We start from the raw sequence: 26,462 nt of genomic DNA, 5'->3' as shown, positions 1-26,462 counted from the left end.
CCGAGCCCGTCGCCTCGCGCCTACTTCACGCTGGCGGGCTTCGTCTCTGCCGGCTTCTGATCGGCGGGCTTCGCCGCGGCGGGCTTCGTGTCCGCGGGCTTCGCCGCCGCGGGCGGCGCCGCAGCAGCAGGTTGCGCGGCGGCGGGCGGCGCCGCGGCGGGCTTCGCCTCGGCCGGCTTCGCCGCGGCCGGCTTCGCCGCGGCGGGCTTCGCGTCGGCGCTCTTCGGGGCCGGGGCGGCCTTCGGCGCGGAGGCGGGCACGCCGGCCGGCTTGAGGCCCTTGGTGGCGGCCGCGGCGCAGGCGAGCTCGACGCCCGTGTCCTTGCCATCGAGCCGCATGATCTTGATCTCGACCCGGCGGTTCTTCTCCTTCGCCTCCTCGGTCTCGCCCGGATCGGTCGCGCAGTGCGCGCCGTAGCCGGCGGACCGCACCCGGTTCTTCTCGACCCCGAGCGCCACGAGCGCCTTCACCACCGCGTCCGCGCGCTTCTTCGTGAGCGTCACGGTGGCGTAGTCGCTGCCGACCTTCTCGGAGTAGGCCGCGACCTCGGCGAACTGGATCTGCGGATGGTCCTTGAGGATCTGGGCGATGTTGGCGAGGAGCTCCTGCGAGGCGGGCTCGATATCGGCCTTGCCGGCGGCGAAGGCGATCTTCTCGTTGAGCTTCACCTCGCTGTCGAGGAGAGCGACCCTCGGGACGTCGGGACAACCGTCCTCGTCCTTGTAATTGTTCTTGACCTCGGCCTCGGTCGGGCACTTGTCGGCCTCGGCCACGATGCCATCTCCGTCCGGGTCGGTGGACTTGCAACCGTCCTTCGCGTCGGGCGGGAGGCCGTCCTCTTTCTCGGCGACGCACTTGTCAGCGCCGTCGTCGATCACGCCGTCCGCGTCCGCGTCGGGGGGCGGCGGCGGCGGGGCCGGGGGCGGCGGCGGCGCGGGCGGCTGCGCCGGCGGCTGCGCCTGCATCTGGGGCTCTCTCGCGCAGCCGCCGTTCGCGGCGAGCAGCGATACTGCGAATGCCATTCCAAGCCATCTCGTGGTTCGCATCTCCGGGGCTCCTCTCCTTGGCGTCGTTGATTGCGCCGAGCGCCAGCGTGTTTAGACGACTGCGCCGGAAACTGCGAGATTTAATCGCACGGCGAGGCGCGCGGCTCCCCCTCGGCAGCGCGTCGGACGCCGCTCCGGAGGTGACAGCGCCGCTGGCGAGCCATCGAGATCGACCCGGCCCCCCCGGCGGGTCGTTCGCTTTCCCGGCGGACGGAACTAGCGTTTCTTGGACGAGAAATCCATCGTGTCAGGCGCCACCTTACCCTTCAGATCAGGCGCCTGCGGCTTCTTCGACTTGAGCGGTTGTCGCACGGGCGCCGACAGCGTGGGTGGGGGTGCGGACGTCGGCGTGGGCGGCGGGGCGACCTTCTGGCGGGGCTGTGGCGAGGTGCGAGCGTCGTTCGAGTCCCGCTCTGTCGGCTTCTTGACGGGCCCCGGCGCCGTGGGCTCTTCGGTCGGGGTGCGGAGCGCGTCGAGCGCGCGCTGGCGCGCCGCCGCGACGCCCGGCGCGGTGCGGCCTCGAGGATCGAGCCGGTCCGCCTCGTCGAGCTGGTCGAGGCACCGGCGCCACGCCGCCTCGTCGCAGGCGCGCAGCGCTTCGGCCCGCAGCGAGCGCGCGCGATCCAGCGGATCGAGCGGCGACGGCGCCTCGATGGGCGGGGCGCTCGGCAGCGGCTCGGGCAGGGGCGCGACCTCGGGCAGGTCCCTCGTCGAGCGCAGGAGCCGGACGAGGACGATCGCGAGGATCGCCAGGGCTGCGACCGCGGCGAGCTCCGCGAGCCAGCGCTCCCGCATCCACCGCCGCATCCGCGACACGCGCTGCCGCACCCGCGCGGCGGGCACCTGCTCCTCGGCGGCGATGCTCTCGAGCTTCTCTCCTTCCCCTTCGCGGGCCATCCACGAGAGCGTCTGCTGCGCGTCGCGGGTCGCCGCGGCCTGCTCTTCTGCCCAGCGCGCCAGCTGGCGCGCCTCGACGGGCGGCGGACCGACCGGCAGGTCGGGCAGCTCGGTCGCGGTCTCCCGGAACGAGCGCCGGTGGTGGTCGGCCACCTTGTGGCGCGCGATCCCGAGCAGCCAGCGCCGGAGCTCCGTCGGATCGGCCGGGCGCGCGGGCGAGGCGAGCGCGTCGCAGAGGACGGTCTGCACCACGTCGTCGACCTCGCCGCTCGGCACCCGCCGTCGCACGAACTCCTCGAGGGCGCGGCGGATCCCTGGCTCGGCCAGGGGGTTCGTCGCGGGGGCGCTGCGCTCGGTGGTCATCGTCATGCTCATCGACCTCTGCATCGCGCGGTGGCCGCGGAGTGTGACGAGCCCGATCGAGAATACGGCAGACCTCGCGTGGGCGTCACACTCCGTCGCGCGGGGCCGACGGTCGGGCATGGTCCTCCCGCCCCCTGCTGTCCTCGCCGCCGCGATGCTTGCCGCGTCCCTCGCCCTCGCGGCCCCTTCCCTGACCGCCGTCTCGAACGGCCTGCCTGGCGCGGCGCCGCCGGCGCGGGCGCCCGCGGGTCCCGTCCTCGGCGCTCCGGCCGCTGCCGCCCGCGCGCCGCGCCCCCCGGGGGCCTCCTTGCCGCGGGTCACCGAGATCCGCATCGACAAGAGCGAGCACACGCTCGATCTCGTGGCGGGCGACGAGATCGTCCGGTCCTACCGGGTCGCCCTGGGGCCGGGTGGGCCGGGGCCGAAGCTCTACGAGGGCGACCGGCGGACCCCTGTCGGCACGTACCGCGTCGCCGGCCGCATCAAGGGCCTGTTTCATCAGTTCCTGCTCGTCAGCTACCCGAACGAGGAGGACCGCCGGCGCTTCGCCGAGCTCAGGCGGCGCGGCGAGGTCCCGCCGGGCCGCGGCGTCGGGCACAGCATCGGGATCCACGGCGTCGGCGGTGTACTACGCGCCGGCGTGCACAAGGAGAGCGACTGGACGCTCGGGTGCATCGCGCTCGACGACGACGAGATTGACGAGGTCGCGCGGCGAACGCCGGACGGCGCCAAGATCGTGATCACTGATTGAACGGGGGGGTGCTAGGGTAGCCGGTCACATCGACGGGCTGTCCGCCGATGATGGGAGCGCGACGGCCCGACCGGCGCCGCCCTCATGCCCGCCCGGGAGATCGTGCATGTCTCGCCGTTACTGGCTGATAAAGAGCGAGCCTCAGAAATATTCGTTCGCGCAGCTCATGCGCGATGGCCAGACGATGTGGGACGGCGTCCGGAACTTCGAGGCCCGCAACAACATGCGGGCCATGAAGCAGGGGGATCTCGTGCTCTTCTATCACTCGAGCGAGGGCAAGGCGGTCGCGGGCGTGGCGCGCGTCAAGCGCGAGGCGTACCCCGATCCGACCGCCGATGCGGAGGAGGACTGGAGCGTCGTGGACATCGAGCCGGTCGCGCCGCTCAAGGCGCAGGTGGCCCTTGACACGATCCGCGGCGACGAGTCGCTCGTCGAGATCTCGCTCCTGAAGCGGTCCCGGCTGAGCGTGGTGCCCGTCTCGAAGGAGCACTTCGATCGGGTGCTGAAGCTGGGCAAGACCAAGATCGCTTGACGCGGGCGCCCGGGGTAACGACTAATCCCGGCGTGAACCTCCGCCTTGGAGCCCGAGCTCTCGCCCTCCTCTTTCTCTCCAGCATCGCGTGCGGCGGCCCGCCGACGCCGTCCCCGATCGAGGGCGAGCCGATCTGCCCCGACTTCGAGATCGGCGCGGCGCGCGCGCCGATGCGCGGCAGCCTTCGCTTCCCGGTCGCGCTGACGGTGCGCGACGGCAAGGATCCGATCACGCGGACGACGCTCACCGGGCGCCGGTCGAAGGACGATCCGGCGAACCGCATCCTCCTCGGTGACGAGGACGCCGAGTACGAGATCGAGTGGGCGCAGTGCGAGAACGAGCGCGCGCCGAGGGCGCGCAAGCAGGCGCGCGACACGAAGGACGCCGCCGAGTACGAGTGCGGCAACGCGGCCGTGTACAAGACCGACAAGCTCGTCACCCGGAAGGGCGACGCCGCGTCGCGCACGGTCCGCTTCGCGGCCCCGCCGAAGCCGGAGTGCTGGGAGAGCGAGATCCCTCCGGCCGAGCCCCCTCCCTCGCCCGACGCGGGCGCCGAGCCGGCGGCCGCCGATGCGGGCGCTGCCGAGCCGGCGGCCGCCGACGCGGGCGCGGCCGACGCGGGCGCCGCCGGTGCGGCGGCCACGGGCGCCGCACCGGCGCGGGTGGACGCGGGTACCTCGCGCGATGGGGGGGCGGGCGGCGCTGCCAAGCCGCTCCCCCGCGCCGCCGGGAGCGACGCGGGTTCCCCCAGCGCGGCCGGGGGCGACGCGGGTTCCCCCCGCGCAGCCGGGAGCGACGCGGGTTCCCTCCCGCAGGGCGACTAGCTAGCGGGCGCGGAGGGGTCATCCCTCCGGGACGTAAGGAGAAGAGAAAACAACGCAAAGGCGCAAAGGCGCAAAGACGCAAGAAGAGGTCAAGAGACGCGAAGCCGGGCGCACCGGGACGCCAGGGCTCTCTCTCCTTCTGGCGTCCTTTGATTCTTTCTCTTCTCCTTGCGCCTTTGCGCCTTTGCGTTTTATTCTCTTCTGGCCGCTCGCGGCCCTAGCTGCGCCCACCGGGCTTCGTGATCGGCAGCCCCGGCGCCAGCTTCGCCGGGTTGAACATGCCCGCGCGTTTGTGGTGATTCGCGTGCATGTAGATCCCGTGCCAGAGGAGGTTGCCGAGCCGGTAGTACCCGTGGTTCAAGTTCACCGGCCTGAAGTCGCCGTCCGGCGAGAACGCGTTGTGCGTCGACCAGTTGAAGTGCACGAGGTGTAGAAAGCCGAGGATCGACGCCGGCACGAAGAGGAAGAAGAACCCGATCGGGCCGAGGACCACGTACCAGCACGCGATGAGCAGCAGGTTCGTCGCGTAGCTCACGTAGGCGCGGATCCGCTCGTAGCGGCGGCTCTCGGGCGTATCGCCGTAGAGCTCGAAGTAGATCTGCTGGAGCTGGCGCTCCACGTTCACCACCGTCCTCACCAGGAACACCCAGTAGCTGGCCACGACCGGGTGCGGATCCCTGTCGACATCATCCGAGTAGCGATGGTGGCGCTGGTGGATCACCTCCCACGAGGCGAACCGCGTGAGCGCCACGAGCCCGCAAAGCTCGCCGACGAGCCGGTTGATCGGCCGGGGAAAATTGTTGTGTGTCGCGTTGTGGATGAACACGCTGCAGAGGATCTGCGCATGGCAGACCAGCGGCAGGAGCAGCCAGAGGCGGTTGTCCCATCGCTCGATCAACGGCTCGTACCCGCCGAGGTGCATGCACGCGAGGAAGGTCGCGCACGCGAGCGCGTAGAACCCGTCGTAATAAAGGTAAAAATACCGGTTTCGTCGGAGCTGCGTGAACGGCAGCGACGTCAACGTGGAGACGATGACAGACACGTGCTTGAGGCCTCCCCCGCGCCCGAGGCGGCGCAGCGCTGGCGCGGATCGGACCGCGCAGCGCCCCCCGCGCCCCGGGCTGCTGCCGCCTGGACTCGCACATCGCCAGTCCAGGCTCCTCGAATACACCGGTTCGTCACTTCCGTCCACGGTCTCTCCATGCGCCCGCCCCGCTTGGCTGGATTTCGTCGCGCGCGGCCGGAACCCTGCGCGCAACGCGCGCGTGCGAACGCGAGTTCGCAGCTCGCCGGGAATCCCGGGAGACGCGCGACGCGGGTGACGCGACCGTGCGAGGCGCCTCCGCGCGGCTCTCTCAACATTGTTTGGGCTAGGCAAGGATGATAGTGACGGTGGGGTGACAGCCGAAGTCGCCACACCAGCTCCCGCATCCAGCGGAGCGGAGCGCCCCGGCGCGACCGGGGCTTCGGGGAGGGACGAGTCGCCCGCTCAGGGGGGGACTGCGGGTCAGCGGGGCGCGGTCGCGTGCAGCCTGCATCGGGACGCGCGCCGCGAGCCCTGGCTCCTGAAGCACCCTGCCGAGCGGCGGCAGATCGGGATCGTCGCCGCCTACCTCGGCGTGCTCGCCGCGATGTTCTGCGTGCCCGCGTGCCGCAACGTCCTCTTCTTCGCGGCGGCCTGCGGCCTGAGCTTCCTCAACGCGGTGGTCATCCACAACCACCTGCACCAGGGCATCTTCCGCAGCCGCCGGCTGAACAGGCTCTGGCGCTGCGTGCTCAGCTTCGGCGCGCTCTACCCGGCGTCGGCCAACGTCCCCTCTCACAACCTGGTTCACCACCACTTCGACGACGAGGGCCAGCCCGACTGGGCGGCGCCGGAGCACGTCTCGTTTCGGTGGAACCTCCTCAATCTGCTCCACTTCCCCAACGTGGCTGGGCCGAACACCTTCGCCGGCGTCGCGCGCTGGAACGCGCTCGCCGGCCGGCGCGAGATCGTCCGGCAATACCGGTTCGAGATGGCCTCCGCCTTCGGGCTCACCGGGGCGCTCCTCCTCGTCGATTTCTGGACGGCGCTCTTCTTCGTCGTGCTCCCGCAGCTCTACGGCGCGCGCTGCATCCTCCGGATCAACCTCCTCCAGCACGACGGGTGCGACGTCCAGAGCGAGTGGAACCACTCGCGCAACTTCGTCGGACGCGCCTTCAACTGGATCATGTGCAACAACGGTTACCACACGATCCACCACAACCGGGCTGGGCTGCACTGGTCGGTGCTGGCCGAGGCGCACCGGCGCGAGGTCGCGCCGCGCATCGATCCGGGGCTGAACGAGCCGAGCCTGCTCGGCTACCTGCTCCGGACCTACGTGCTCCGCTTCCACCGTCCGTCCCCCCGCGACGTCGCGCAGGCCGAGCGGTCCGCCCCGTCGATCGAGCTCTCGCCGCGCGCGCTCCGCCGCGCGGAGGCCGAGTCCGCCAGCGTGTAGGCGCCCGAGCGATGCTGTCGAGAGAGCTCATGGGCGCCCTCGCCCTGGCCATCCTCTGGGGGAACACGCTGCTCATCGTCGCGGCCGCGCTCAAGCAGCTCGCCGCCGTCGCGGCGACGCGCCGGCGGCTCGGCCCGCCGCGCGGCGACGGCGCCTCGCTGATCGAGGCGCGCGTCCTCGGCGGCGGCGGGCGCGGCGGCGCGCTCGCCGGCCGCCGGATCGAGCAGGTGGGCCGCGCTGGCGCCGGGGGCCGCGCGCTCGACGAGATCGTCTTCGCCGACAGCGCCCACGGCGGCGAGATCTACGGCGGCGCCGTCGTCGCCGGCGGGCGGATGATCGCGGTCGCGCCCGCCGTGGAGAGCGAGGTCTGGGTGTCGCGGGACGAGGTCCGCGCCGCGTCCGCGTGCCCCTCGGAGGCGCGGTTCGACGAGGCCTACAAGCACGCGCGCAAGCCGCGCGGCTTCTCCAGGACCGTGGAGGCCAGGATCTGCGCGGGCGCGCCGGTGTGGCTGCTCGGCGCGGTGGAGGGCGGCGCGGGCGGCGCGGGCGGCGTGGATCGGATGCGCCCGACGCTCGTGTCCAGCATGGATCCGCGCGCCTTTTGCCGCGGGAAGCTCGCGCTGCTCTCGCTCGGCGTGGCCGGCATCCTCGGCGCGCTCGTGGGCTGCACCGCGCTCGCGCTGTCGCGGCCGCGCTTCGGGCCCGCGAGCACCGCCGGCGCCGCGCTCTGCCTCGCGTTCTTCCTGCTCGTCCAGCCGCTCGGGGCCGCCCTGCGCGACGCCGCGCGCCCCCCGAGCGCCGCGCCCGCGCGCGGCCGCTGGGTCCGGAAGCGCGCGGTCAGCGCCTCGCGGGCGACCGCCTCCGGCTAGAGACGAGAGCAGCCGATCGAACACGTCCCCTGGCAGCCGGCCGAGCCGCTCGGCCGAGCGCTCGGCGCCGAGCTCGGCGTGCCACGTCACAGATTTCTTGCTATCGCTCCCCCGCGATCCTCGGCCGCCGCTGAGCGACCTCGGCCTCGCCCTGCCGCCGCGCCGCGCGCGATCCGCTGTTCCGCGGGGAGTTCGTTCCCTAGGACGACGTAGTCCACTCCGGCGCGCTCGCGCCCGCACCGCCTCCTTCAGCCCCGGATCCCTGACCTCCTCATGCCCTCTCCGCAGCTTCCACCCACGGCGCCTCGCCCGTCGACCTCCCCCTCCCAGGACCCCTCACCCCGCGCCGCGCCGCCCTCCTCGAAGGGCGGCGGGCTCACCGCGCGCCTCGCCGAGCTCCAGGTGAACCGGCCTGCGCTGCCGCTGCTCGCGGCCGGGCTCCTCACCGTCATCGCCCTCTTCCTGGCGACGCGGCTCCAGGTGCTGACGGGGTTCGAGTCGCTCCTGCCGGCGTCGCGGCCCAGCGTGCAGGAGCTCGACCGGGTCGCGGCCAAGACGGCCGGCGTGTCGACGCTCTTCGTCGTGCTGCAGGGCGGCGAGGGCACGCCCACGGTCGCGCTGCAGAAGGCCGCGGACGCGCTCGTGCCCGAGATCGAGCGGCTCGGGCCGCCGTGGGTCGGCAGCGTCGAGGACGGCGTGCACGAGGCCTTCAGCTATCTCTCGCCGCGCGCCGGGCTCTACGTCGAGCGCGACAGGCTCACGAAGCTGCGGGACGACATCGAGGCGCGGTACGCCTACGAGGTCAACAAGGCGACCGGCGCGCTGCTCGACGACGACGAGCCGCCGCCCGAGGTGAGCGCCCGCTCGATCGAGCAGAGCCTCGGGCTCCAGGGGATCGACGCGGGGCGCTACCCCGACGGCTACTACCAGTCGAAGGACGGCAAGACCGTCGTCGTCGCCATCCGCTCGAAGGTGCTGGCGAGCGATTTCGCCGCCGGCACCGAGGCGATCCGGCGCGTGCGCGAGGTCGTCGATCGCGTGCACCCCGCCTCGTTCGACCCCGGGATCACCTATGGCCTCGCCGGCGACCTGCAGACAGGGATCGCCGAGTACGCGGCGATCAACGAGGACCTGACCGACGTCGGCGTCGTGGGCGCCGCGCTCATCGCCGCGGTCGTGTTCCTCTACTACCTGCGCGTGCGCATGCTCGTCGCCATGCTGATCACGGTCGGCACCGGCGTCGCCTGGACGTTCGGGGTCACCCAGCTCGCGCTCGGCCACCTCAACATGGCGACCGGGTTCCTCTTCTCGATCGTCGCCGGCAACGGGATCAACTTCGGCATCATCTACATGGCGCGCTACCTCGAGGCGCGCCGCGGCGGCGCGAGCCTGCTCGAGGGCGTGCGCGTCGCCCACCGCGAGACCTGGCTGCCCACGCTCACGGCCGGCTGCGCCGCCGCGGCCGCCTACGGCTCGCTGCTCGCCACCGACTTCCGCGGTTTCCACGACTTCGGCCTCATCGGCGGCGCCGGCATGGTGCTCTGCTGGGTCGCCACGTTCGTCGCGCTGCCGAGCGTCCTCGCGGTGATGGAGCGGCTCAGCCCCCTCGACCGCGAGTCGCCGGGGTGGCTCGGCAGGTTCCGGCGGCGCACCCAGGGCGGCATCGCGTTCGGCGAGCCGTTCGCGCGGCTCGCGGCGCGGAGCCCGGCCGGTCTGACGGTCGCGGGGCTCGCCCTGGCCGCGGTCGGCCTCGTCGCGGCGGTCGGCTACGTGCGCGCCGATCCGATGGAGTACGACCTCCGGAACCTCCGCAACGACGAGCGGGTGCGCGCCGAGCAGATCCGGCTGGGCGCGCTCGCGGAGGAGATCACGGGCTACGTGGGCACCGACGGCATGGCGATCCTCGTGGATCGGCCCGAGCAGGTCGAGCCGCTCCGCGCGGCGCTCTACGCGCGGCGCGACGCGGCGTCCGAGGGCGAGAAGCCGTTCAAGGAGATCTACGCCCTCCAGGATCTGGTCCCGAGGGATCAGGACGCGAAGATCCCGCTGCTCCAGGAGATCAAGGAGCGCGTCCTCCGGGCGAGGAAGCGCGGCCTCCTCGGCGACGAGGACTGGAGCCGGATCCAGGCCATCATTCCGCCGGACGATCTCGCGCCGTTCGGCATCGACGATCTGCCGGCGGGGGTGGCGCGCGCCTTCACGGAGACGGACGGGACGCGCGGTCGCATCGTGTACATCAGCCCGATCACGTCCGAGAGCGTGCACGACGCGCACTACCTCTTCCGCTGGGCCGACGCGTACCGCGAGACGCGGCTCCCTGACGGCAGCGTCGTGCGCGGCTCGGGGCGCGCGGTCATCTACGCGGACATGTGGGCGGCGGTCATCGACGACGTACCGCCGGCGGTGCTCTTCTCGCTGGCCGCGACGGTCCTCGTCGTGCTCGTCGCCTTTCGCGGCGGCCGCCCGGCGTTCGCCGTGCTCGGCGCGCTGCTCGTCGGCGTCTTCTGGATGGCGGGGTTGCTCGTGCTGACGGGCGTGAAGCTCAACTTCCTGAACTTCATCGCCTTGCCGCTGACGTTCGGCATCGGCGTCGACTACGCCGTGAACATCGTGCAGCGGTACGCGCGCGAGGGCGCCGGCGGCGCGCTCACCGCGGTGCGCGAGACGGGCGGCGCGGTGATCCTCTGCAGCCTCACGACGACGCTGGGCTACCTCGCCCTGGTCCGCTCGCAGAACCACGCCGTGCGGAGCCTCGGCGTGGCCGCCGTGATCGGCGAGCTCGCCTGCCTCTTCGCCGCCGTGCTGGTGCTGCCCGCGGCGCTCGTCTGGCGCGACCGGCGCCGCCCCAAGGGCGCGGAGAGCTTCGTCGCCGTCGGCCGCCCGACGACCTGAACGCGGCGGCGGCGCTCCGCTCGCCTCCTGGCGGACGCGAACCGTCGCGACCCCCCCGGCGCCGGCCCTCCTGACGGACGCGAACCGTCGCGACCCCCCGGCGCCGGCCCTCCTGGCGGACGCGAACCGTTGCGATCCCCCCGGCGCCGGCCCTCCTGACGGACGCGAACCGTCGCGACCCCCCTGGCGCCGGCCCTCCTGGCGGACGCGAACCGTCGCGACCCCCCCGGCGCCGGCCCTTCCTGACGGACGCGAACCGTTGCGACCCTCGGCGCCGGCCCCCTCCCAACGGTTGCGATCCGTTACGGCCCCCGGCGCCGGCCCCCTCCCAACGGTTGCGATCCGTTACGACCCCCCGGCGCCGGCCCCTCCCAACGGTTGCGATCCGTTACGACCCCCCAGCGCCAGCCCTTCTCAACGGTTGCGATCCGTTGCGGACCCCACCCGCTACCCCCTCGCGTGTGCCAGAGAGCCGTCAGCTCGGCCCGTGCTATGAACCCGGGAAGCAACGCCATGTCCCCGAGGATCGCGCGCCTCTACGTCAACAACTACCGCTGCTTCATCAATTTCGAGCTCCAGCCGGAGCGACGCAGCTTGCTCGTGGGGTACAACGGCGCCGGCAAATCGTCCCTCTTCGATGTGCTCGCCGCGATCCAGGATCTCGTCATCTGGAACAAGGAGGCGTCCGAGGCCTTTCCGCCGGAGACCGTCGCCAGGTTCGGCGGCTCGATGGAGCAGCGGTTCGAGATCGACGTCGAGTCCGAGTGGGGCGTGTTCCGATACGCCCTGCGCCTGTCGCACGACGTCGATCGAGGCGAGACCGCGATTGCGTCGGAGGAGGTGACGCTCGCCGGAAAGCCGCTCTACGGCTTCGTCGAGCGGGAGGTGCAGCTCTACGGGGACGACCACAGGCCGGCGAAGGAGACGTTCTCGTTCTCGCCGCGCAGATCGTTCCTCGCGTCCCTGGAGCCGAAGCCGATGAACACGAGGCTCACCTGGCTCAAGACGTTCCTCCACCGCATCTGGGTGCTGCGCCTCGAGCCCGCGCGCATGACCGCGCTGGCGCGCACGGACAGCGACATGCTCCTGGAACGCGACGCATCCAATTTCGCATCCTTCTGTCGCTATCTCCTGCAGGAGGAGCCGGACGGCCTGCAGCGCGCTCAGGAGCCGCTCCGCGAGATCATCCCGGGTTTCCATCACCTCCGCATGCAAACGGCGGGTCGTACGAAGGTGCTCGTGGCCAGGTTCGGCTATCCAGGCGGCGAGGCGTATGACCTCGACTTCGACGCGCTGTCGGATGGTCAGAAGACGCTCATCGTGCTGTACGTGCTGCTCCACGCCGGCATGCAGCATGCGACCGTCCTCTGCCTCGACGAGCCGGACAATTTCGTCTCGATCAGCGAGATTCAGCCTTTCCTTGTCGCGCTCGCGGATGTGAGCGACGAGAGCGGGCTGCAGGTGCTCCTCATCTCGCATTCCTCCGAGGTCATCGACTACGTCGGAGCCTCGGAGGCGATCCTCCTGGAGCGGCCGGAGGGCGGGCACACCCGCGTCGGATCGATCGCGGCGGGAGGGCCGCTGCGCCTCTCCGAGCGCATGGCGCGAGGATGGCATGTCGCATCCTGAGGTCAGGCTGGTCGCCCTCTATGAGGACAAGGCACACGACAGCTTCTTGCGACGCTTCTTCAAGAAGCACCCCGGTCACGGGCGCGTCCGCTTCGAGAAGTGCGTCGACTCGAGCGGCGTGCTCAAGAGGCTGGGCGCCGAGGTCGACGCGCTGCGCTCGCAGAAGCACCAGCAGAACCTTGGCCTCGTCGTCGTCATCGACGCCGACGAGAAGGGGCTCTCTCACCGGCTGAGCGAGCTCGATGTCCGCATCGGGGCCGACACGAGCGACGGCAGACGCACCGCGGCAGAGCGCATCGCCTTGGTGGTCCCTGCGCTCGAGATCGAGACCTGGTACGTGCACCTTTGCGATCCCTCGGCCCGTCCGGTCGACGAGACCAAGGACTACAAGACGAGCCCCACATGGCGGGAGCTGGCGAAGGACCTCAGCGCCGCCTCGCGCCGCGCGGTGGATGCATGGCCGCCCGCGCCCGACCGTCCGGATCCAGCATCGCTCTCTGCCGCGCGCAACGAGCTGAGGCGCGTCGGCCTCGACTGACGCCTCGGCGTGGCCGCGTGATCTGCGCGGCGTTCTCGCGGCGCGCAGATCACGGCGCGCGCAGATCGGCGCAGCACCGCACGCCGGTCGAGTAGTCGAAGTGCGTGACATCGTGCGACACGACGCGCGACATGCACCCTTCCCTTGTCGCGCGCGCATAGAACCCACCGACGAAGGTGCCCTCCGGATCGTCGATCCACTCGTCCAGATTCCCCACCATGTCGGCGATCGCATCGCCCTCCCACGCGCTCGCGCACGCCGCGGTCTCGCCCGTCCGCCGCAGGAGCGGCGCGCCGCCGACGCGTACCAGGTTGAGCCGCGGATCGCTGTGCCCGAGGGTCACGTCGCGGTGGAGCACCGCGGCCGGGTGGCTCTCGCGGAACACGTTGCACTGCCCGTCCGCGTAGGTCGGCCCGTACGGGAACTGCTCGTCGCGCTCGCCGCGGCACGCCGTCCGCCACTCCTCGAGGGCGCAGAGCCGCTTGCCGGCGTTCCGGCACGCGAGCTCCGCCTGCGCGCCGCTCGTGTAGCCCTGCGGGAGCACCCCCCGGCGCGACACGGCGCGCGGCTCGAACTCGCGCTGCTTCTGCCACCCGGGGAGGAGCGGCAGCTCCATGCGCCGCGCCTCCGCGTCGCCGAGCTGAAGCCGCATCTTCGACCATGCGCGCTCGACCGACGCGGCCGCCTGCCGCGAGGGCGGATAGAACGCCGAGATCTCGAGGCCCGTCTCCCTGTCGAGCAGCACCGCCTCGTAGCGATCCACGCAGAACCGGCGCTCGACCCGCACCATCTCCGGCGGGCAGCGCGGCTCCGCAGGGGGCGCCGGCGCTCTCGGCCCGGGCGGCGCCCCCACGAGCGGCGGCGCCGCCTCCATGGCGCCCGCCCCCGCGTCCGTCGCGCCGGCCCCGGCATCCACGGCGCCGGCCCCCGCGTCCGTCGCGCCGGGCTCCCGCTCCGAGCGGCAGCCGGCGAGCGCCGCGCACGCGAGCGCTGTAGAGACGAGCGCCGCGCACGCGAGCGCCGCGACGAGCGCCCCGCGCGCGAGCGCCGCCGCCGCAGCCGCTCTCGCGTCGCGGCGGCCGGCGCGAGGCCGCTCGGGGCGCTCAGCGGATCGCGCCGGCATAGGGGTCCATGGACGCGGGCTCGCGGCAGAAGAAGCGGCGGAGCACGAGGTAATGGTGGAGCGGCAGGAGCCGCGTCTGCTCCCGCATCGAGAGCCCCATCCGGCTGATCTCGGCGCCCGGGAACGGCGTCTTCGGATAGCAGCGGACGATCCCGGAGAGCGCCTCGTACTCGTCGAGCAGCCCGAGCACGTGACCCACCTCGTGGGCGAGCACCGGCAGCGACCAGCCGGCCCGCATCGCGCTGAAGTAGGGCGTCCGCCCGCAGGTCGGCGAGAGCGGCACCGCGAGGTCGACCCGCAGCGCCCTCCCGCGCGCGTCGTCCGCGAGCACGAAGTCAAAGTCGTACCGCACCGGCAGCCCGAAGGCGCGCGCGTCGCGGTTCCAGTACCCCTCGACCTCGCTCGACCAGCGCGCGAGCAGCGCGCGGATCGCGGCCGGCGTCGCCCTGGCCGTGAACTCGCCGGAGCCCGGGCAGGCGTCCGTCGACGCGGAGCGCGCGTACGGCGTCCCGCGGCACGCCATGGCGCCCCCGAGCGCACCGGAGAGCCCGCAGTCGGGCAGCTCGAGCCAGCCCGCGCCCGCCGGCGGCTCGACCGCGATGCGGACCTCGACCTCCCACGCGCCGCCGCGCCGCCGCACGAGGTAGCTCATCGGGCCGAAGAAGAGGCCGTAATGCGGCATCATCCCGGCGATCCGTCGCTCGCCCTCCGGCACCTCCCCGCGGAAGACGTCGCGCGGCGCCGGCAGGCACAGGTACGCGTCCTTCGCGATCGTGTCGGCCAGGATGTCCCGGAACGTGGCCTCGCGCCCTGCGAGGAGGGCCCCGCTCATCCCCTCGAGCTCCGCGGCCACCGCCGCGACCGGAAGCTCGCGCCCGGAGGTCGCGCCGCCCGCCACGCCGGCCCCCTCGCGCGCAGCACCCCCGCAAGCCGCTGCCCCCAGCGAGAGCGCCGCGAGCACCGGGAGCGCCGCGCCGCCGTGGACGCTTTGTCTTGCGCCTGCAATCTGAAGAGAGTTACGTCGTCCGTGAAACGTTGCACGGTGGCGGTGCGTCCGGGCCGCAGCGGACACGCCGCCGGACGCCGTGCGCGCAGGGGGGACTCGCGTGGGCGTGGAGGTCAACGCCGCTCACTTACGGGGAGTCGGATGAAGAATCAACGCGCCCAAGGTGAAACCGCGGAACCGGGCGGGCGTAGTGACGCGTAGCGACGGGCTCGGCGCGGTCGCGGAGACCGGCGAGGCCCGATGAGCCCAGACGCGCGGGCGCGCCATGCGGGCGGGACACGCGCTGGGCTCGGTGCACTCGACGAATGACGAAGGTGGAGGTTCAGATGGCGATGGATATGGGCAGGTCGTTGGCGTTCACGGCGGTGTCGGGCATGGTGGCGGGCCTCGCGGGCTGCGGCTCGGCGCCGCCGCCCACCGCCGAGACCGGGACCCCCCCGGCCGAGCCGGCGACTGCAGAGGCGCCCGAGGCCGGCGCCAAGGCGTGCTGTGCCGGCAAGAACGAGTGCAAGGGCAAGGGCGGCTGCAAGTCCGATACCCACACCTGCGCGGGCCAGAACGAGTGCAAGGGCAAGGGCGGCTGCAAGCCGGCCGACTGCGGCGGCCACTGAGCGGCTGAGGCGCGCGACAGCCCGGCCCGCGGGGGCCGGGCGACGCCGCGACGTGGTGACCCATGGCGAACCTCGAACGCATGCGGCTCGGGCTCCCCGACCTCGGCGTCGGCGTCGGGCTGCGCATCCCGCACTACCGCCACATCTTCGAGCACCGGCCGCGGGTCGACTGGTTCGAGATCATCAGCGAGAACTTCATGGTCGACGGCGGCATGCCGCTCGCCAACCTCGAGCGCGCCCTCGCGAGCTACCGCCTCGTCCAGCACGGCGTCTCGCTGTCGATCGGCAGCACCGATCCGCTCGATTTCGATTACCTCCGCCGGCTCAAGGCGCTCGTCCGCACGGTGCGCTCGCCCTGGGTGAGCGATCACCTCTGCTGGACCGGCGCGCACGGGCTCAACCTGCACGACCTCTTGCCCCTGCCGTACACGGACGAGGCCGTGCGGCACGTCGCGGCGCGGGCGCGCGTGGTGCAGGACTTCCTCGAGGTCCGGCTCGCCCTCGAGAACGTGTCGAGCTACCTGACCTTCACCTCGAGCCGCATGAGCGAGTGGGAGTTCCTCTCGGCGGTCGTCGACGAGGCCGACTGCGGCATCCTGCTCGACGTCAACAACGTCTACGTCTCCGCGTACAACCACGGCTTCGACCCGGGCGCCTACGTCGACGGCGTGCCGCACCACCGGATCGTGCAGGTCCACCTCGCCGGCCACACGCACCACGGCAAGTACATCCTCGACACCCACAGCGATCACGTGGCCGACGCCGTGTGGGCGCTGTACCGGCGCGCGCTCGTCCACACGGGCGACGTCTCGACGCTGATCGAGTGGGACGACGATCTGCCGGCGTTCGAGGTCCTCGCGGCCGAGGCGGAGAAGGCGCGGGCGATCCGCGAGGAGGTGGCGCGTGCGCGCGCCGCCTGACGCCGCGCCCCCGGCCGGGCTCGCCTCGCTGATGGGCGAGCTCACCCGCATGTTCACGGCCGGCGCGCCGCTCCCCGGCGACGCCGAGCTCGCCGGCAGGTGCCGCGAGCACGTCGCCGGGAACGAGCGGCTCACGCCCGCCGAGCAGGCCGACATCTACCGGCGGCAGTTCTGGCTGCGCCACCACGACGCCCTCCGCGAGGACTACCCCGCGCTCGCGCACGTCCTCGGCGAGGACGGCTTCGACGCGTTCTCGCGGGCGTACCTCGCGGCGCACCCGCCCGCGAGCTTCAGCCTGCGCGACCTCGGGCGTCACGTCGCTGGCTTCGCGGCCGCGCACGAGGGGTTCCCCCCTGCCCTGGCGGAGCTCGCGCGCGAGGTGGCGCGCTACGAGCACGCGCTCGTCGATCTGTTCGACGGCGCATCTCCGCCGCCGCTCGATCCGGCGAAGGTGACGGGCATGCCGGAGGAGGGCTGGTCCACCGCCCGGATCGTCCTCCACCCGCTGCTCGCGCTGATGCAGCTCCGCTACCCGGCGCACGTCCTCCGCAGCGAGCTCCGGCAGGGCCGGTCGCCGGCGCTGCCCGCGCCCCGCGCCGTCCGCCTCGCCGTCTTCCGCAGCGCCGCCGATCTCACGATCCGCTACGAGGAGCTCGAGCCTCCGGCGTTCGCGCTCCTCGAGGCGCTCGGGCGGGGTGTGCCGCTCGTCGCGGCGTGCGAGGCGGTGGCGGCCGGCGAGGCGGCGGGCGTGCCGCTTGGCGCGCGGGTCGGCGCCTGGTTCCAGCAGTGGACGAGCTGGGGGCTCATCGCCGACGTCGTGCGGGGCGCCGGCGTCGAACGCGGCTAAGATGGCGCGGTGACCACCATCGTTCAGCGCACGCTCGAGGTCCGCACGAGCGGCCGTGGTTTCGTCGACATCACGCGCGAGGTCGCGCGCGTCGTCGCCAGCGCCGGCGTCGACGTCGGGCTCTGCGCCGTGTTCCTCCAGCACACCTCGGCGAGCCTCGTCATCCAGGAGAACGCCGATCCGGCCGTCCTCCGCGATCTGGAGCGCTGGATGTCGCGCCTCGCGCCGGAGGGCCGCGAGTACGAGCACGACGACGAGGGCCCCGACGACATGCCAGGTCACCTCCGGAGCGCCGTCACCCGATCGAGCGAGGTGATCCCGATCTCGGGCGGCCGCCTCGCGCTCGGGACATGGCAAGCCCTGTATGTCTGGGAGCACCGTAGTTCTCCCCACGCGCGCCGTGTGGTCGTGACCGTAACGGGCACCACAGCTGCGGGTTGAGTGGTATACTCGAGGTGTTCGACTCCTGGATGAGCTCGGCGCCCCCCGAGGGCTGCTCGTCCGCCGCGCGCGGCAGGGCCTGCCCGCGGGCGAGCGCACCACGCGACCCCTCACCCTTCAGCGGAAACAGAGCGATGAGCCTTCAGACGACGTTCATGGGGATCCTCGACACGGCCCGGATCTGCGTCCCGACCGTGGTGGACGCGGTGATGGGGCGCGTGACGCTCGAGCGCTGCGATGAGCGGCTGGACTGGTGGGCGCGCAAGGTCCTCGAGGACGCCGACGTGGATCTCGTGGTGCGCGGGCGTGAGCATGCCGCCGGCACGCGGCCGTTCGTGGTGATGTCGAACCACCAGAGCCTCTTCGACATCCCGGTGGTGTTCCGCGCGATCCCCGGGCGGCTGCGGATGATCGCCAAGAAGGAGCTCTTCAGCGTGCCGGTCTTCGGCCAGGCGATGAAGGCGGCCGGGTTCATCCGGATCCACCGGGGCAATCACGTCCAGGCCAGCGCGAGCCTGCAGGTCGGCGCCTCGATGCTGCAGGACGGCACCCGGGTCTGGATCGCCCCGGAGGGCACGCGGAGCAAGACGGGCGCGCTCCTGCCGTTCAAGAGCGGGGGCTTCCGGATGGCGATCGAGACGAACACGCCGATCCTGCCGGTCGCGATCGACGGGACGCGCCACGTGCTGAAGGCGAAGAATTTCGTGGTGCAGGAGCACCACCGGGTGGTGGTCACGATCATGCCGCCGATCGATCCGGCGCCGTACGGCGCGGGCGGCCGCAGCCGCCTCATGCGGGACGTGCGCGCCGCGATCGCGGGAGCCCTCGGACACGACCCGGGGCTGAGCCACCGGGGGGCGGGGGTCGCGACGTCGTCGCCGGCGTAGGGCGTCCGGCATCGGTCGCCCGGGCCTCCGAGATCAGAACCTCTCTATTTTTTGCTCGGATTTCTGCTCGGATTGCCGCTCGGACGCCGTCCCGCCCTGCTGGAGCGCGCTCTCCGGCGGCTGCGCCCTGGAACGGTGCTCCTCCGGCGGAGGCAGCCGGAGCGACCAGGGGCTGCGCCTCGCCGCCGGGTCGCCCTCCTCCTCCTCGCCGGGCGGGAGGTGCTCCGCCATGAGCCAGGACCAGAAGGCGTCGGCCCAGCGCGCGCCGCCCACCTCGTTCGGGTGGATCTTGTCCTTCTTGCGCGGGAGGGGGCCGGGGACCAGCGCGTCGGAGTCGAAGAAGCGGCACGGGGCCGAGTTCGTCCGGATCACGTCGATGATGCCGGTGTCCTTCCGCCAGAGCGGAGGGGAGACCCACACGCACGGGCGGCCGCCGATCGCCTTGATGATCCGCCGGATGGCGCCGGCATGGGCCGGGGGGTTGACGTTCTCCACCTCGTTCGCACCGAGGCTGATGATCACGAGGTCCGGCTGGTAGTTCGCGACAAGGAGCTCCATCCTGGAAGCCCAGGTCACCGTGTACGAGCTGGTCTCCGCCTTCACCGCGTAGCGCACGCGGTGCTCCTCCATCCGCGGACGGAGCGCCTGCGCGAAGCCCGCCAGCGCGAACGAGTCGCCGATGTGGAGGACCGCCGTGTTGGGCGGAACCGTGAACGCCGGCGGCGCGACGGGCGGCGGCGCGACAGCAGCCCCGGACGGCGCAGCCGGCGCTGCGGCCTCCTGGACGCGGCCCGCGGCCGGGGCGGCCCCGGACGGCGCCCCGCCGGCGGCCTCCCCCGGCGAAGACGGCCCGGGCGGCGGCGCGGCGCTGCACGCCAACCCCGCCGCGGCCACCCCGGCGAACGCCCATCTCCCGACCCGGATCTCCCTGCCCATGCTCGCTCCCACGGCCGCGTCCAGCGGGCGGCCGGAGGCGCCGGAGGGGCACGCGGCCGCGCGAAAAGGTCGCGCGGCGCACTCTAGGGCAGGGCGCGTCCGCACGGCAATCATTGAGCGGAGCGCCCCCAGGCCTTATTACATGCGCATGGGCTTCCGTCTGTTTGGAGTCTCGGTCGACGTCCAGCTCGGGTTCTGGCTCTCCGCCGCGCTGCTCGGGTACGGGATCGTGGCCAGGGAACAGTACCAGCAGTTCCTCGTGTGGATCGTCGTGGTCTTCCTGTCGGTCCTCATGCACGAGTTCGGTCACGCGTTCGCCATCAAGCGGCACAAGATCGAGCCGGAGATCACGCTGCACTTCATGGGAGGGACCACGACCTGGCGGTCGCTCCTGCCGCTCGGGCGGGTCCAGCACATCCTGATCAGCCTGGCCGGCCCCTTCGCCGGATTCCTCGTCGCCGGAATCCTGCACGTGGTGCTCCTCTACGTGCCGGGGCTCTCCGCCCTCCCCGTCATGGTGCTGCACGGGATGGAGACGCTCATCTACGTCAACGTGTTCTGGGGCATCCTCAACCTGATCCCCGTGCTCCCGTTCGACGGCGGCCACGTCCTCGAGCACGCGCTCGGCCCGCGGCGCGCCCGGCTGACGGCGGCGATCTCGGGCGTCGCCGCCGTCCTCCTCGCCATCCTCTTCCTGCGGATGGGGTTCTTCTTCTTCTCGTTGATCCTGGTCATGTCGGCGTTCCAGAGCCTGCAGCGGTTCCGCAGCGAGCCGGCGGTCTCGTCGCCCGTGGTCAACCGCCGGCGCGCCGCGCTCCACGAGGAGCCGGTGCCGCCCGAGACGGCGGTCCTGCTCCAGCGGGCGCGCCGGGCCGTGGAGGGCGAGCAGACGGGCGAGGCGATGGCGCTGGCGAACGAGGTGCTCGCGCAATCCCCGGCGCCGCCGAAGCACGCGCTCCGGGAGGCGCACGAGCTCATCGGCTGGTCGCACCTGCTCCTCGGCGACGCCAGGCGCGCGGGGGAAGCGATCGCGCAGGCGCGCAAGCACGGCGAGCCGGATCCGGCGCTGGTCGGCGCGGTGCACCTCGCGCTCGGGGAGCTGAAGCAGGCGCGCAAGGCGCTCGAGGCGGCCCGGGAGGCCGGCGACGACCGCAAGGAGATCGCGGGACCGCTGATCCGGGTGCTCGTGGAGCTGGGCGAGGTGGCGCGGGCAGCGGCGGTCGCGCTCGACATCGTGGAGCAGCTCTCGGAGGAAGACGCGCGGAGGATGGCGGAGATCGCGTTCACGCACGGCGCGTTCGACTGGTCGGCGCGGCTCTACGAGGCGATCTTCCGCCGCGCCGGCAAGAGCGAGGACGCGTACGGCGCGGCGCGCGCGAGCGCCAAGGACGGGAACCAGGAGGCGGCGCTCGATCTGCTCCGGCGCGCTGTCGCGGCCGGCTTCTCGGATCGGGCGCGCGCGTGGTCGGACACGGCGTTCGAGGCGCTCCGCGGCTCGGCGCTCGAGACGGTGCTGCCGCGCCCGTGAGCCGAAATCCCTGACGGGATCTCCGGCGCGCTGGACTAGGCTCCGGCGCGTGCGCATCCAGGTATCTTTCCTCCGGGTGGGACCGGTCGAGGTCCCGCCGCCCGCCTACAAGTCCGAGGGAGCCGTCGGGCTCGACCTCTGCGCCGCCGTCGACGCGCCGGTGACGCTCGCGCCCGGGGAGCGGAAGCTCCTGCCCACGGGCTACGCCGTCGCCCTCCCCGACGGCCACGAGGGGCAGGTGCGCCCGCGCTCCGGGCTCGCGCTCCACCACGGGATCACCGTGCTCAACTCGCCCGGCACCATCGACCCGGACTACCGCGGGGAGATCAAGGTCGTCCTGATCAACCTGGGTGCGGATCCGTTCACCGTGAACCGGGGCGATCGGATCGCCCAGCTCGTGATCTGCCCGGTCGCCCTCGCCGACGTGGTCCTGGTCCCCGCGCTCGCGCCGACGGCGCGCGGCGCAGGCGGCTACGGATCGACGGGCGTGCGCCGGGAGCCGTAGGTCCGCGCGTCGTCCCATCGCGCGCCGCCGAGGTCCTGGGATCGCGCGGCCACCGAGCGCGCTACCGATCCGACGCGAACAGCCGGACCACGGCGATCCCGATCCCCAGGACCACGAGGCCCACCGCGAGGTGGAAGAGCCGGAGCGGGCCGACGCCGATGCGCTGGCCGTCGAGGAGCAACGACGCGGCCCCGAGATCGAGGAGCGTGATGATGACGGCCGCGCCCGCGAGCCGCACCGGCAACGCGAACATGGCCATGAGCTCCGCCGTGCTCAGGCTGTGGCGCGCGGGCGCGCGGTCCATCCTCGGGGGCGGCATCCTGGACGGCGCGTGGGACGGCCTCGCGAAGGGCGCGGGCGCCGGGGGAGACCAGTCGAGCGCGAGCGGCACGACCGGCTCGGTCGGCAGGCTGTGCGGCGGGAGACGGCCGCCGCGCTCCGGCAGATCGCCGAGCGGCGGGGAGCGGCCGCCGCGCTGCTCCGGCAGATCGATCTCGCGCGTCTCCAGGTCCGCGAGCGCCGCCGGCCACGTCAGGCCCGCGCCCGGGAGATGCGAAGCGCGCGAGGATCTCGGCGCCGCGGGCGACGCCGAGGGGCGGCGGGCCGCGGGCGGCGCGTGGCTCCGGCCGGGCAGCGCGATCGGCGGCGCGCTCTGCGGCAACCCGAGCGCCTGCTCGACCTCGTCCCAGAATGCGCCGACGTCCCGGAAGCGCTCGCGCGGATCGACCGCGAGCGCCCGCCGGAAGACGCTCTCCAGCGCGTCGGGCACGAGCACGCCCTCGTTCCTCGGGGAGGGGCGGCGCTTCTCGTCGAGCACCGTGCCCATCATGGCGACGTGATCTCCGGCGATGATCTCGCGGCCGGCGAGCGCCTCGACGATGGTCACGGCGAGGCCCCAGACGTCGGTCCAGGGGCCCGTCTTGCCGAAGCGCTTCGGCGCCCATTGCTCGGGCGCGCCGTACGCGGGCGTGAACGCCGTCGAGAGGCCGCCCGACGTGGTGGCGGTCTGGCCGGCCATGACCGTCGCGGCGTCGCGCGCGCGGGCGATCCCGAAATCGAGGATCTTGACGACCTCGGCGCCGTGGAGCTGGGCGAGGAAGAGGTTGGCCGGCTTGAGATCGCGGTGCACCACGCACGTGGGACCGTTCGGCCCGGGGAAATGGTGCGCCGCCTCGAGCGCCCGCGCGACCGGGGTGAGCAGCCGGATCGCCTCGCCCGGCGAGAGCGGCGGCAGCCGCTCTGCCGCGCGGGCGGCGATGTGGCTCGCGAGCGTGCTGCCCTCGAGCCACTCCAGCGCGATGAACGGGACGAAGACGCCGGTCGCGGCCGAGATCACGTCGTGGTGCAGCGGCCGGACCACGGCGGGGATCGCGGCCGAGAGGCGGAACAGGAGCTCCGCCTCCTCGCGGAACTTGTCGAGGAACTGCGCGCGCAGCTGCTCGGGCAGCGCCCCGGGGACCTTGAGGCACTTCAGCGCGACCGGTGCACGGAACGCCTCGTGGTACGCCCGGTACACGACGCCGAAGCCTCCTTCGGCGACGACCCGCTCCACCTTGAACGCCCCCTGGGTCGTACCGACGATCCCGAAGACGTCATCGGTCATCCGCCGGAGCGTACACGAGCTCGATGCGGCTTCGAAAGGACCGGAGGCGCGGGCCTCGCAGCGGCGCCTGCTTGCCTGGCTGGCTGGCTGGCTGGCTGGCTGGCTGCCTAGCCGCGCGTATCAGGAGCGCCTCCGAGAGCCGGGGCTCCGGCCCACAAACGTCGGCCCTCGCCCCGCCGCGCACGCACCCGCTCCGAGCGCGCTGCCGGCAAGACATCGGGGCGAAAATGCAAGAGAAAAAGAGCAATCATTTTGACGACTTCCGCCATCATGTAAAATCTCTCCTCTGCAAAACGGCCCGTCCCGCGGGAGCGCCCTGGTCGTCCGCCCGGGCCACACTCGGTGGTCCGTTTTACGCCGCGTCGCGCTAGGCTCGCCGCATGCCGCCGCGTCGCCGTGAGGTCGATCGACCTCTTCGCAAAGAAGTCCGCCTGCTTGGCCGCCTGCTCGGTGAAGTGCTGATCGAGCAGGAGGGTGAAGAGCTCTTCGCGCTCGAAGAGCGCATCCGCACGCTCGCCATCCGCCGGCGCCGCGGCCCGAGCGACGGGCGCGCGCACGCATCCGCGGAGCTCACGAAGCTGCTCGCGAGCCTGCCGCACGATCGCATCGAGCCCGTCATCCGCGCCTTCACGGTCTACTTCCGGCTCGTCAACCTCGCGGAGCAGCACCACCGCATCCGCCGCGCGCGCGCCTACGCGAGGGACCCCGACGCGCGCCCGCAGCGCGGCTCGCTCGATGCCGCGATGCGCACGCTCAAGGACGCGGGCGTGCCCGCGGAGCGCGTGCGCGCCGCGCTCCGCACGCTCGACGTGACGCTCACGCTCACCGCGCACCCGACCGAGGCCGCGCGGCGCACCGTCCTCGAGAAGCTCTACCGCATCGCGAAGAACCTCGAGGAGCGCGACCGCTGCCAGCTCACGCCGGACGAGTCGGCGAGCAAGCTCGCCGAGATCCGCGAGGAGATCGCCGCGGTCTGGCAGACCGACGAGGTGCGCCGCGACCGGCCCACCGTGGGCGACGAGGTGAAGAACGTCGCCTGGTACATCGAGGAGATCCTCTGGGATCTGCTCCCCGATCTCCACGCCGCGATCGGGCGCGCGTTCGAGGCCGCGTACGGCGAGCCGCTCGCCGCCGAGATCGTGCCGCTCCGCATCCACTCGTGGGTCGGCGCCGACATGGACGGCAACCCGCTCGTCGTGCCCGCCGTGCTCGAGGACGCGCTGTTCGCCTACCGCGTCCGCGGCCTGCGCCGGCTCATCCGGGCGGCGCGCGAGCTCGGCGGCGCGCTCTCGCAGTCGCTCCGCCACGTCACGCCGCCGCCCTGGCTGCTCGCCTCCATCGAGGAAGACGCCGCCGCGATGCCCGAGGCGGCCGCGCACTTCGGGCCCCGCACCGAGGGCGAGCCGTGGCGCCGCAAGCTGCGGTTCATCGAGGCGCGCCTCACCGCCACGCTCGAGCACGCCGAGCACGGTCGCGCCGAGGCCCGCGCGCGCTCGGGCCAGGGCCCCGCCCACGAGGGGCGCGCGTTCGTGCGCCCGGAGGAGCCGACGCTCGCCGTCCCCTACCGCGAGCCCGCGGAGCTCGAGCGCGACCTCGCGCTCGTCGCCGACAGCCTGAAGGCCGCGCGCTGCGCGCACTCCGGCGAGCGCCGCGCGCGGGCGCTGCTCTCGCAGGTGCGCGCGCTCGGGTTCGCGCTCGCGGAGCTCGAGATGCGCGCCCCCGCCGAGGACGCGCGCGCCGCGGCGGCCGACGTCGCGGCGGGGCGCGTCGAGCCGGCGCAGATGGGGCCGGAGGCGCGCCGCGTCTTCGAGGCGCTCCAGCGCATCGCCGCCGCGCAGCGCGACGGCGGCGAGTCGGCCTGCCGCACGCTCGTCCTGTCGATGACCCAGAGCGAGGACGACATCCTCGCCGCGCTCGCGTGCGCGAAGGCCGCCGGGCTGTGGGACGAGGCCAGGTCGTGCGCGCGCATCGACGTCGTCCCGCTGTTCGAGTCGCTCGGCGCGCTGAACGACAGCGCGCGGATCCTGCGCGCGCTGCTCGCGCACCCGGAATACCGCCCGCACGTCCTCGCCCGCGGCGTGCAGGAGGTGATGATCGGCTACAGCGACTCCGGCAAGGAGGTCGGCCTGCTCGCGGCGAGCGCGGCGCTCCGGCGCGTGCAGGAGACGCTGCCGAAGATCGCCGCGGAGGCCGAGCTGCCGCTGCGCGTCTTCCACGGCCGCGGCGAGTCGGTGGCGCGCGGCGGCGGTCCGGCGCACCAGGCGCTGCTCGCCCTGCCGGCCGGCAGCGTCGGCGGCCGGTACAAGGCGACGGAGCAGGGCGAGGCGCTCGACCACAAGTACGCCCGCCCCGAGCTCGCGATGCGCACGCTGGAGCTCATGCTGAGCGGCGTCATCCTGCACACGCTGGGCGCGCAGCCGCGGCCGCCCACCGCGTCCGAGCTGCGCTACGCCGCCGCGTTCGACGAGCTCGCCGAGTCGGGCCGGCGCGTCTACCGCGCGCTCGTCTGGGAGGAGCCCAGGTTCGTGGAGTTCTTCACGGCGGTGACCCCGATCGACGAGATCGCGCGCCTGCCGCTCGGCTCGCGCCCGAGCAAGCGGCGCGCGGGCGGCCTGGAGTCGCTGCGCGCGATCCCGTGGGTCTTCGCGTGGACGCAGAACCGCGCCATCCTCCCGGGGTGGTACGGCGTCGGCAGCGGCCTGGAGGCGATGGGCCAGCGCCCCGAGGGCGCGGAGCTGCTGAAGGAGATGATGGCGTCGTGGCCGTTCTTCCGGGCCGTCATCGACAACGTGGAGATGGTGCTCGCGAAGGCGGACATGACGATCTTCGCGGGCTACGCCGAGCTCGCGCCGGCCGCGGCGCAGAAGGCGGTCGCGCCGCGGATCATCGCGGAGTACCGGCTGACGCGGTCGTGGCTCAAGCGGCTCACGGGCAACCGGCGGCTGCTCGAGGGCAACCCGACGCTCCAGCGGTCCATCTCGCTGCGCAATCCCTACGTCGACCCTCTTTCATTCCTGCAAGTCGAGCTCCTGCGGGCGAGCCGCGGCGGGGACTCCGGGTGCGATCGCTCGCTCCTGCTCACGCTGAACGGCATCGCCGCCGGCATGCGGAACACGGGGTGATCGTCGCTGCGTCGCAGCGCGACGCGGTCGTCCAGGCCGCGACGCGGCGCGCTCGTCGAGCGCCACGCGGCGCGGCACGGTCGTTCAACGCCGGGCGTCGTCGGGCGACCGC

General features: G+C 72.9%; 22 protein-coding genes and 1 pseudogene. 16 read left to right on the top strand and 7 right to left on the bottom strand.

Going from position 1 to position 26,462, the window contains the following annotated elements:
• Window positions 1-20: 20 nt before the first annotated feature.
• Together WME75_RS18030 and WME75_RS18025 are read right to left on the bottom strand one after the other, a co-directional pair.
• The gene (locus WME75_RS18030) at window positions 21-1,022 is read right to left on the bottom strand and encodes an OmpA family protein (protein ID WP_437492408.1); all 1,002 of its coding nucleotides are present in this window, start codon (window positions 1,020-1,022) and stop codon (window positions 21-23) included.
• 240 nt (window positions 1,023-1,262) lie between these two features.
• Window positions 1,263-2,312, bottom strand: a complete 1,050-nt coding sequence (locus WME75_RS18025) for an RNA polymerase sigma factor (protein WP_437492406.1) — start codon at window positions 2,310-2,312, stop codon at window positions 1,263-1,265.
• A 148-nt stretch (window positions 2,313-2,460) separates the two neighbouring features.
• Here WME75_RS18025 and WME75_RS18020 point away from each other — a divergent pair, with 148 nt between their 5' ends.
• The 3 genes from WME75_RS18020 to WME75_RS18010 all read left to right on the top strand — a co-directional run bounded on the left by WME75_RS18020 (window position 2,461) and on the right by WME75_RS18010 (window position 4,413).
• Complete coding sequence (locus tag WME75_RS18020) at window positions 2,461-3,057, top strand: L,D-transpeptidase family protein (RefSeq protein WP_437492404.1); 597 nt, start codon at window positions 2,461-2,463, stop codon at window positions 3,055-3,057.
• A gap of 106 nt (window positions 3,058-3,163) precedes the next feature.
• The gene (locus tag WME75_RS18015; protein ID WP_437492403.1) at window positions 3,164-3,589 is read left to right on the top strand and encodes an EVE domain-containing protein; all 426 of its coding nucleotides are present in this window, start codon (window positions 3,164-3,166) and stop codon (window positions 3,587-3,589) included.
• Window positions 3,590-3,621: 32 nt separating this feature from the next.
• Window positions 3,622-4,413 carry a hypothetical protein gene (locus WME75_RS18010; protein WP_437492401.1) on the top strand — a complete coding sequence of 264 codons (792 nt, stop codon included), beginning with the start codon at window positions 3,622-3,624 and terminating at the stop codon, window positions 4,411-4,413.
• Window positions 4,414-4,630: 217 nt separating this feature from the next.
• On the opposite strand, the gene WME75_RS18005 is transcribed toward WME75_RS18010, so the two are convergent.
• Window positions 4,631-5,455 (bottom strand): fatty acid desaturase, encoded by an 825-nt coding sequence (locus WME75_RS18005; protein ID WP_437492399.1) that lies wholly within the window; start codon window positions 5,453-5,455, stop codon window positions 4,631-4,633.
• Between the two features lie 355 nt (window positions 5,456-5,810).
• On the opposite strand from WME75_RS18005, the gene WME75_RS18000 reads away from it, so the two are divergent.
• The 5 genes from WME75_RS18000 to WME75_RS17980 all read left to right on the top strand — a co-directional run bounded on the left by WME75_RS18000 (window position 5,811) and on the right by WME75_RS17980 (window position 12,821).
• A complete protein-coding gene (locus tag WME75_RS18000; protein ID WP_437492397.1) occupies window positions 5,811-6,893 on the top strand; it encodes a fatty acid desaturase family protein in 1,083 nt (360 codons plus the stop codon).
• Between the two features lie 11 nt (window positions 6,894-6,904).
• Complete coding sequence (locus WME75_RS17995; RefSeq protein WP_437492395.1) at window positions 6,905-7,762, top strand: hypothetical protein; 858 nt, start codon at window positions 6,905-6,907, stop codon at window positions 7,760-7,762.
• Between the two features lie 273 nt (window positions 7,763-8,035).
• Window positions 8,036-10,654 carry an efflux RND transporter permease subunit gene (locus tag WME75_RS17990; protein WP_437492393.1) on the top strand — a complete coding sequence of 873 codons (2,619 nt, stop codon included), beginning with the start codon at window positions 8,036-8,038 and terminating at the stop codon, window positions 10,652-10,654.
• Between the two features lie 513 nt (window positions 10,655-11,167).
• Window positions 11,168-12,283 carry an AAA family ATPase gene (locus tag WME75_RS17985; protein WP_437492391.1) on the top strand — a complete coding sequence of 372 codons (1,116 nt, stop codon included), beginning with the start codon at window positions 11,168-11,170 and terminating at the stop codon, window positions 12,281-12,283.
• Window positions 12,270-12,821, top strand: a complete 552-nt coding sequence (locus WME75_RS17980; RefSeq protein WP_437492390.1) for a hypothetical protein — start codon at window positions 12,270-12,272, stop codon at window positions 12,819-12,821. Before WME75_RS17985 ends, WME75_RS17980 begins: the two co-directional genes overlap by 14 nt.
• 49 nt (window positions 12,822-12,870) lie before the next feature.
• On the opposite strand, the gene WME75_RS17975 is transcribed toward WME75_RS17980, so the two are convergent.
• The gene (locus WME75_RS17975; protein WP_437492389.1) at window positions 12,871-13,944 is read right to left on the bottom strand and encodes a hypothetical protein; all 1,074 of its coding nucleotides are present in this window, start codon (window positions 13,942-13,944) and stop codon (window positions 12,871-12,873) included.
• A complete protein-coding gene (locus tag WME75_RS17970; RefSeq protein WP_437492387.1) occupies window positions 13,925-14,905 on the bottom strand; it encodes a hypothetical protein in 981 nt (326 codons plus the stop codon). The genes WME75_RS17975 and WME75_RS17970 overlap by 20 nt, the downstream gene beginning before the upstream one ends.
• A 350-nt stretch (window positions 14,906-15,255) precedes the next feature.
• On the opposite strand from WME75_RS17970, the gene WME75_RS17965 reads away from it, so the two are divergent.
• From WME75_RS17965 to WME75_RS17945, 5 genes are all read left to right on the top strand, one after another.
• Window positions 15,256-15,561, top strand: coding sequence for a hypothetical protein (locus WME75_RS17965; protein ID WP_437492385.1), 306 nt, complete (start codon window positions 15,256-15,258; stop codon window positions 15,559-15,561).
• A gap of 62 nt (window positions 15,562-15,623) precedes the next feature.
• A complete protein-coding gene (gene bufB / locus WME75_RS17960) occupies window positions 15,624-16,481 on the top strand; it encodes an MNIO family bufferin maturase (RefSeq protein ID WP_437492384.1) in 858 nt (285 codons plus the stop codon).
• Entirely contained in the window at window positions 16,465-17,328 is an 864-nt protein-coding gene (locus tag WME75_RS17955; protein WP_437492382.1) for an HvfC/BufC family peptide modification chaperone, read from the top strand. The genes bufB and WME75_RS17955 overlap by 17 nt, the downstream gene beginning before the upstream one ends.
• 9 nt (window positions 17,329-17,337) lie before the next feature.
• Window positions 17,338-17,769, top strand: coding sequence for a secondary thiamine-phosphate synthase enzyme YjbQ (locus tag WME75_RS17950; RefSeq protein WP_437492380.1), 432 nt, complete (start codon window positions 17,338-17,340; stop codon window positions 17,767-17,769).
• 134 nt (window positions 17,770-17,903) lie between these two features.
• Complete coding sequence (locus WME75_RS17945) at window positions 17,904-18,656, top strand: lysophospholipid acyltransferase family protein (RefSeq protein WP_437492378.1); 753 nt, start codon at window positions 17,904-17,906, stop codon at window positions 18,654-18,656.
• Between the two features lie 33 nt (window positions 18,657-18,689).
• Here the strand turns inward: WME75_RS17945 and WME75_RS17940 are convergent, their stop codons facing one another.
• On the bottom strand, window positions 18,690-19,592 hold the full coding sequence (locus WME75_RS17940) for an SGNH/GDSL hydrolase family protein (protein ID WP_437492376.1): 903 nt from the start codon (window positions 19,590-19,592) through the stop codon (window positions 18,690-18,692).
• Window positions 19,593-19,740: 148 nt separating this feature from the next.
• Here WME75_RS17940 and WME75_RS17935 point away from each other — a divergent pair, with 148 nt between their 5' ends.
• Together WME75_RS17935 and dut are read left to right on the top strand one after the other, a co-directional pair.
• Entirely contained in the window at window positions 19,741-21,120 is a 1,380-nt protein-coding gene (locus tag WME75_RS17935) for a site-2 protease family protein (protein WP_437492375.1), read from the top strand.
• Window positions 21,121-21,169: 49 nt separating this feature from the next.
• Window positions 21,170-21,625 (top strand): dUTP diphosphatase, encoded by a 456-nt coding sequence (gene dut, locus WME75_RS17930; RefSeq protein ID WP_437492373.1) that lies wholly within the window; start codon window positions 21,170-21,172, stop codon window positions 21,623-21,625.
• 718 nt (window positions 21,626-22,343) lie between these two features.
• Here the strand turns inward: dut and WME75_RS17925 are convergent.
• Window positions 22,344-23,228 (bottom strand): annotated as a pseudogene (locus tag WME75_RS17925) (serine/threonine-protein kinase); the annotation flags it as partial.
• Between the two features lie 380 nt (window positions 23,229-23,608).
• Between WME75_RS17925 and WME75_RS17920 the strand changes: the two are divergent.
• Complete coding sequence (locus WME75_RS17920) at window positions 23,609-26,350, top strand: phosphoenolpyruvate carboxylase (protein ID WP_437492371.1); 2,742 nt, start codon at window positions 23,609-23,611, stop codon at window positions 26,348-26,350.
• Window positions 26,351-26,462: the final 112 nt, after the last annotated feature.

Origin of the sequence: Sorangium sp. So ce1014 (genome assembly GCF_051521505.1) — a bacterium.
In the GTDB taxonomy this organism is placed as follows: domain Bacteria; phylum Myxococcota_A; class Polyangia; order Polyangiales; family Polyangiaceae; genus Sorangium.
The sequence above is the reverse complement of the archived record's forward strand: the minus strand, read 5'-3'. Positions and strand labels throughout refer to the sequence as shown.

What these genes read in the sequence shown, in the direction of transcription:
- WME75_RS17995 (WP_437492395.1), top strand. Translation starts at nt 6,905, where the DNA reads ATGCTGTCGAGAGAGCTCATGGGCGCCCTCGCCCTGGCCATCCTCTGG.
- WME75_RS17985 (WP_437492391.1), top strand. Translation starts at nt 11,168, where the DNA reads ATGTCCCCGAGGATCGCGCGCCTCTACGTCAACAACTACCGCTGCTTC.
- WME75_RS17920 (WP_437492371.1), top strand. Translation starts at nt 23,609, where the DNA reads ATGCCGCCGCGTCGCCGTGAGGTCGATCGACCTCTTCGCAAAGAAGTC.
- WME75_RS18030 (WP_437492408.1), bottom strand. Translation starts at nt 1,022, where the DNA reads ATGGCATTCGCAGTATCGCTGCTCGCCGCGAACGGCGGCTGCGCGAGA.
- WME75_RS17980 (WP_437492390.1), top strand. Translation starts at nt 12,270, where the DNA reads ATGTCGCATCCTGAGGTCAGGCTGGTCGCCCTCTATGAGGACAAGGCA.
- WME75_RS17965 (WP_437492385.1), top strand. Translation starts at nt 15,256, where the DNA reads ATGACGAAGGTGGAGGTTCAGATGGCGATGGATATGGGCAGGTCGTTG.
- WME75_RS18025 (WP_437492406.1), bottom strand. Translation starts at nt 2,312, where the DNA reads ATGACGATGACCACCGAGCGCAGCGCCCCCGCGACGAACCCCCTGGCC.
- WME75_RS18015 (WP_437492403.1), top strand. Translation starts at nt 3,164, where the DNA reads ATGTCTCGCCGTTACTGGCTGATAAAGAGCGAGCCTCAGAAATATTCG.
- bufB (WP_437492384.1), top strand. Translation starts at nt 15,624, where the DNA reads ATGGCGAACCTCGAACGCATGCGGCTCGGGCTCCCCGACCTCGGCGTC.
- WME75_RS17940 (WP_437492376.1), bottom strand. Translation starts at nt 19,592, where the DNA reads ATGGGCAGGGAGATCCGGGTCGGGAGATGGGCGTTCGCCGGGGTGGCC.
- WME75_RS17990 (WP_437492393.1), top strand. Translation starts at nt 8,036, where the DNA reads ATGCCCTCTCCGCAGCTTCCACCCACGGCGCCTCGCCCGTCGACCTCC.
- WME75_RS17935 (WP_437492375.1), top strand. Translation starts at nt 19,741, where the DNA reads ATGGGCTTCCGTCTGTTTGGAGTCTCGGTCGACGTCCAGCTCGGGTTC.
- WME75_RS17975 (WP_437492389.1), bottom strand. Translation starts at nt 13,944, where the DNA reads ATGCCGGCGCGATCCGCTGAGCGCCCCGAGCGGCCTCGCGCCGGCCGC.
- WME75_RS17945 (WP_437492378.1), top strand. Translation starts at nt 17,904, where the DNA reads ATGAGCCTTCAGACGACGTTCATGGGGATCCTCGACACGGCCCGGATC.
- WME75_RS18020 (WP_437492404.1), top strand. Translation starts at nt 2,461, where the DNA reads ATGCTTGCCGCGTCCCTCGCCCTCGCGGCCCCTTCCCTGACCGCCGTC.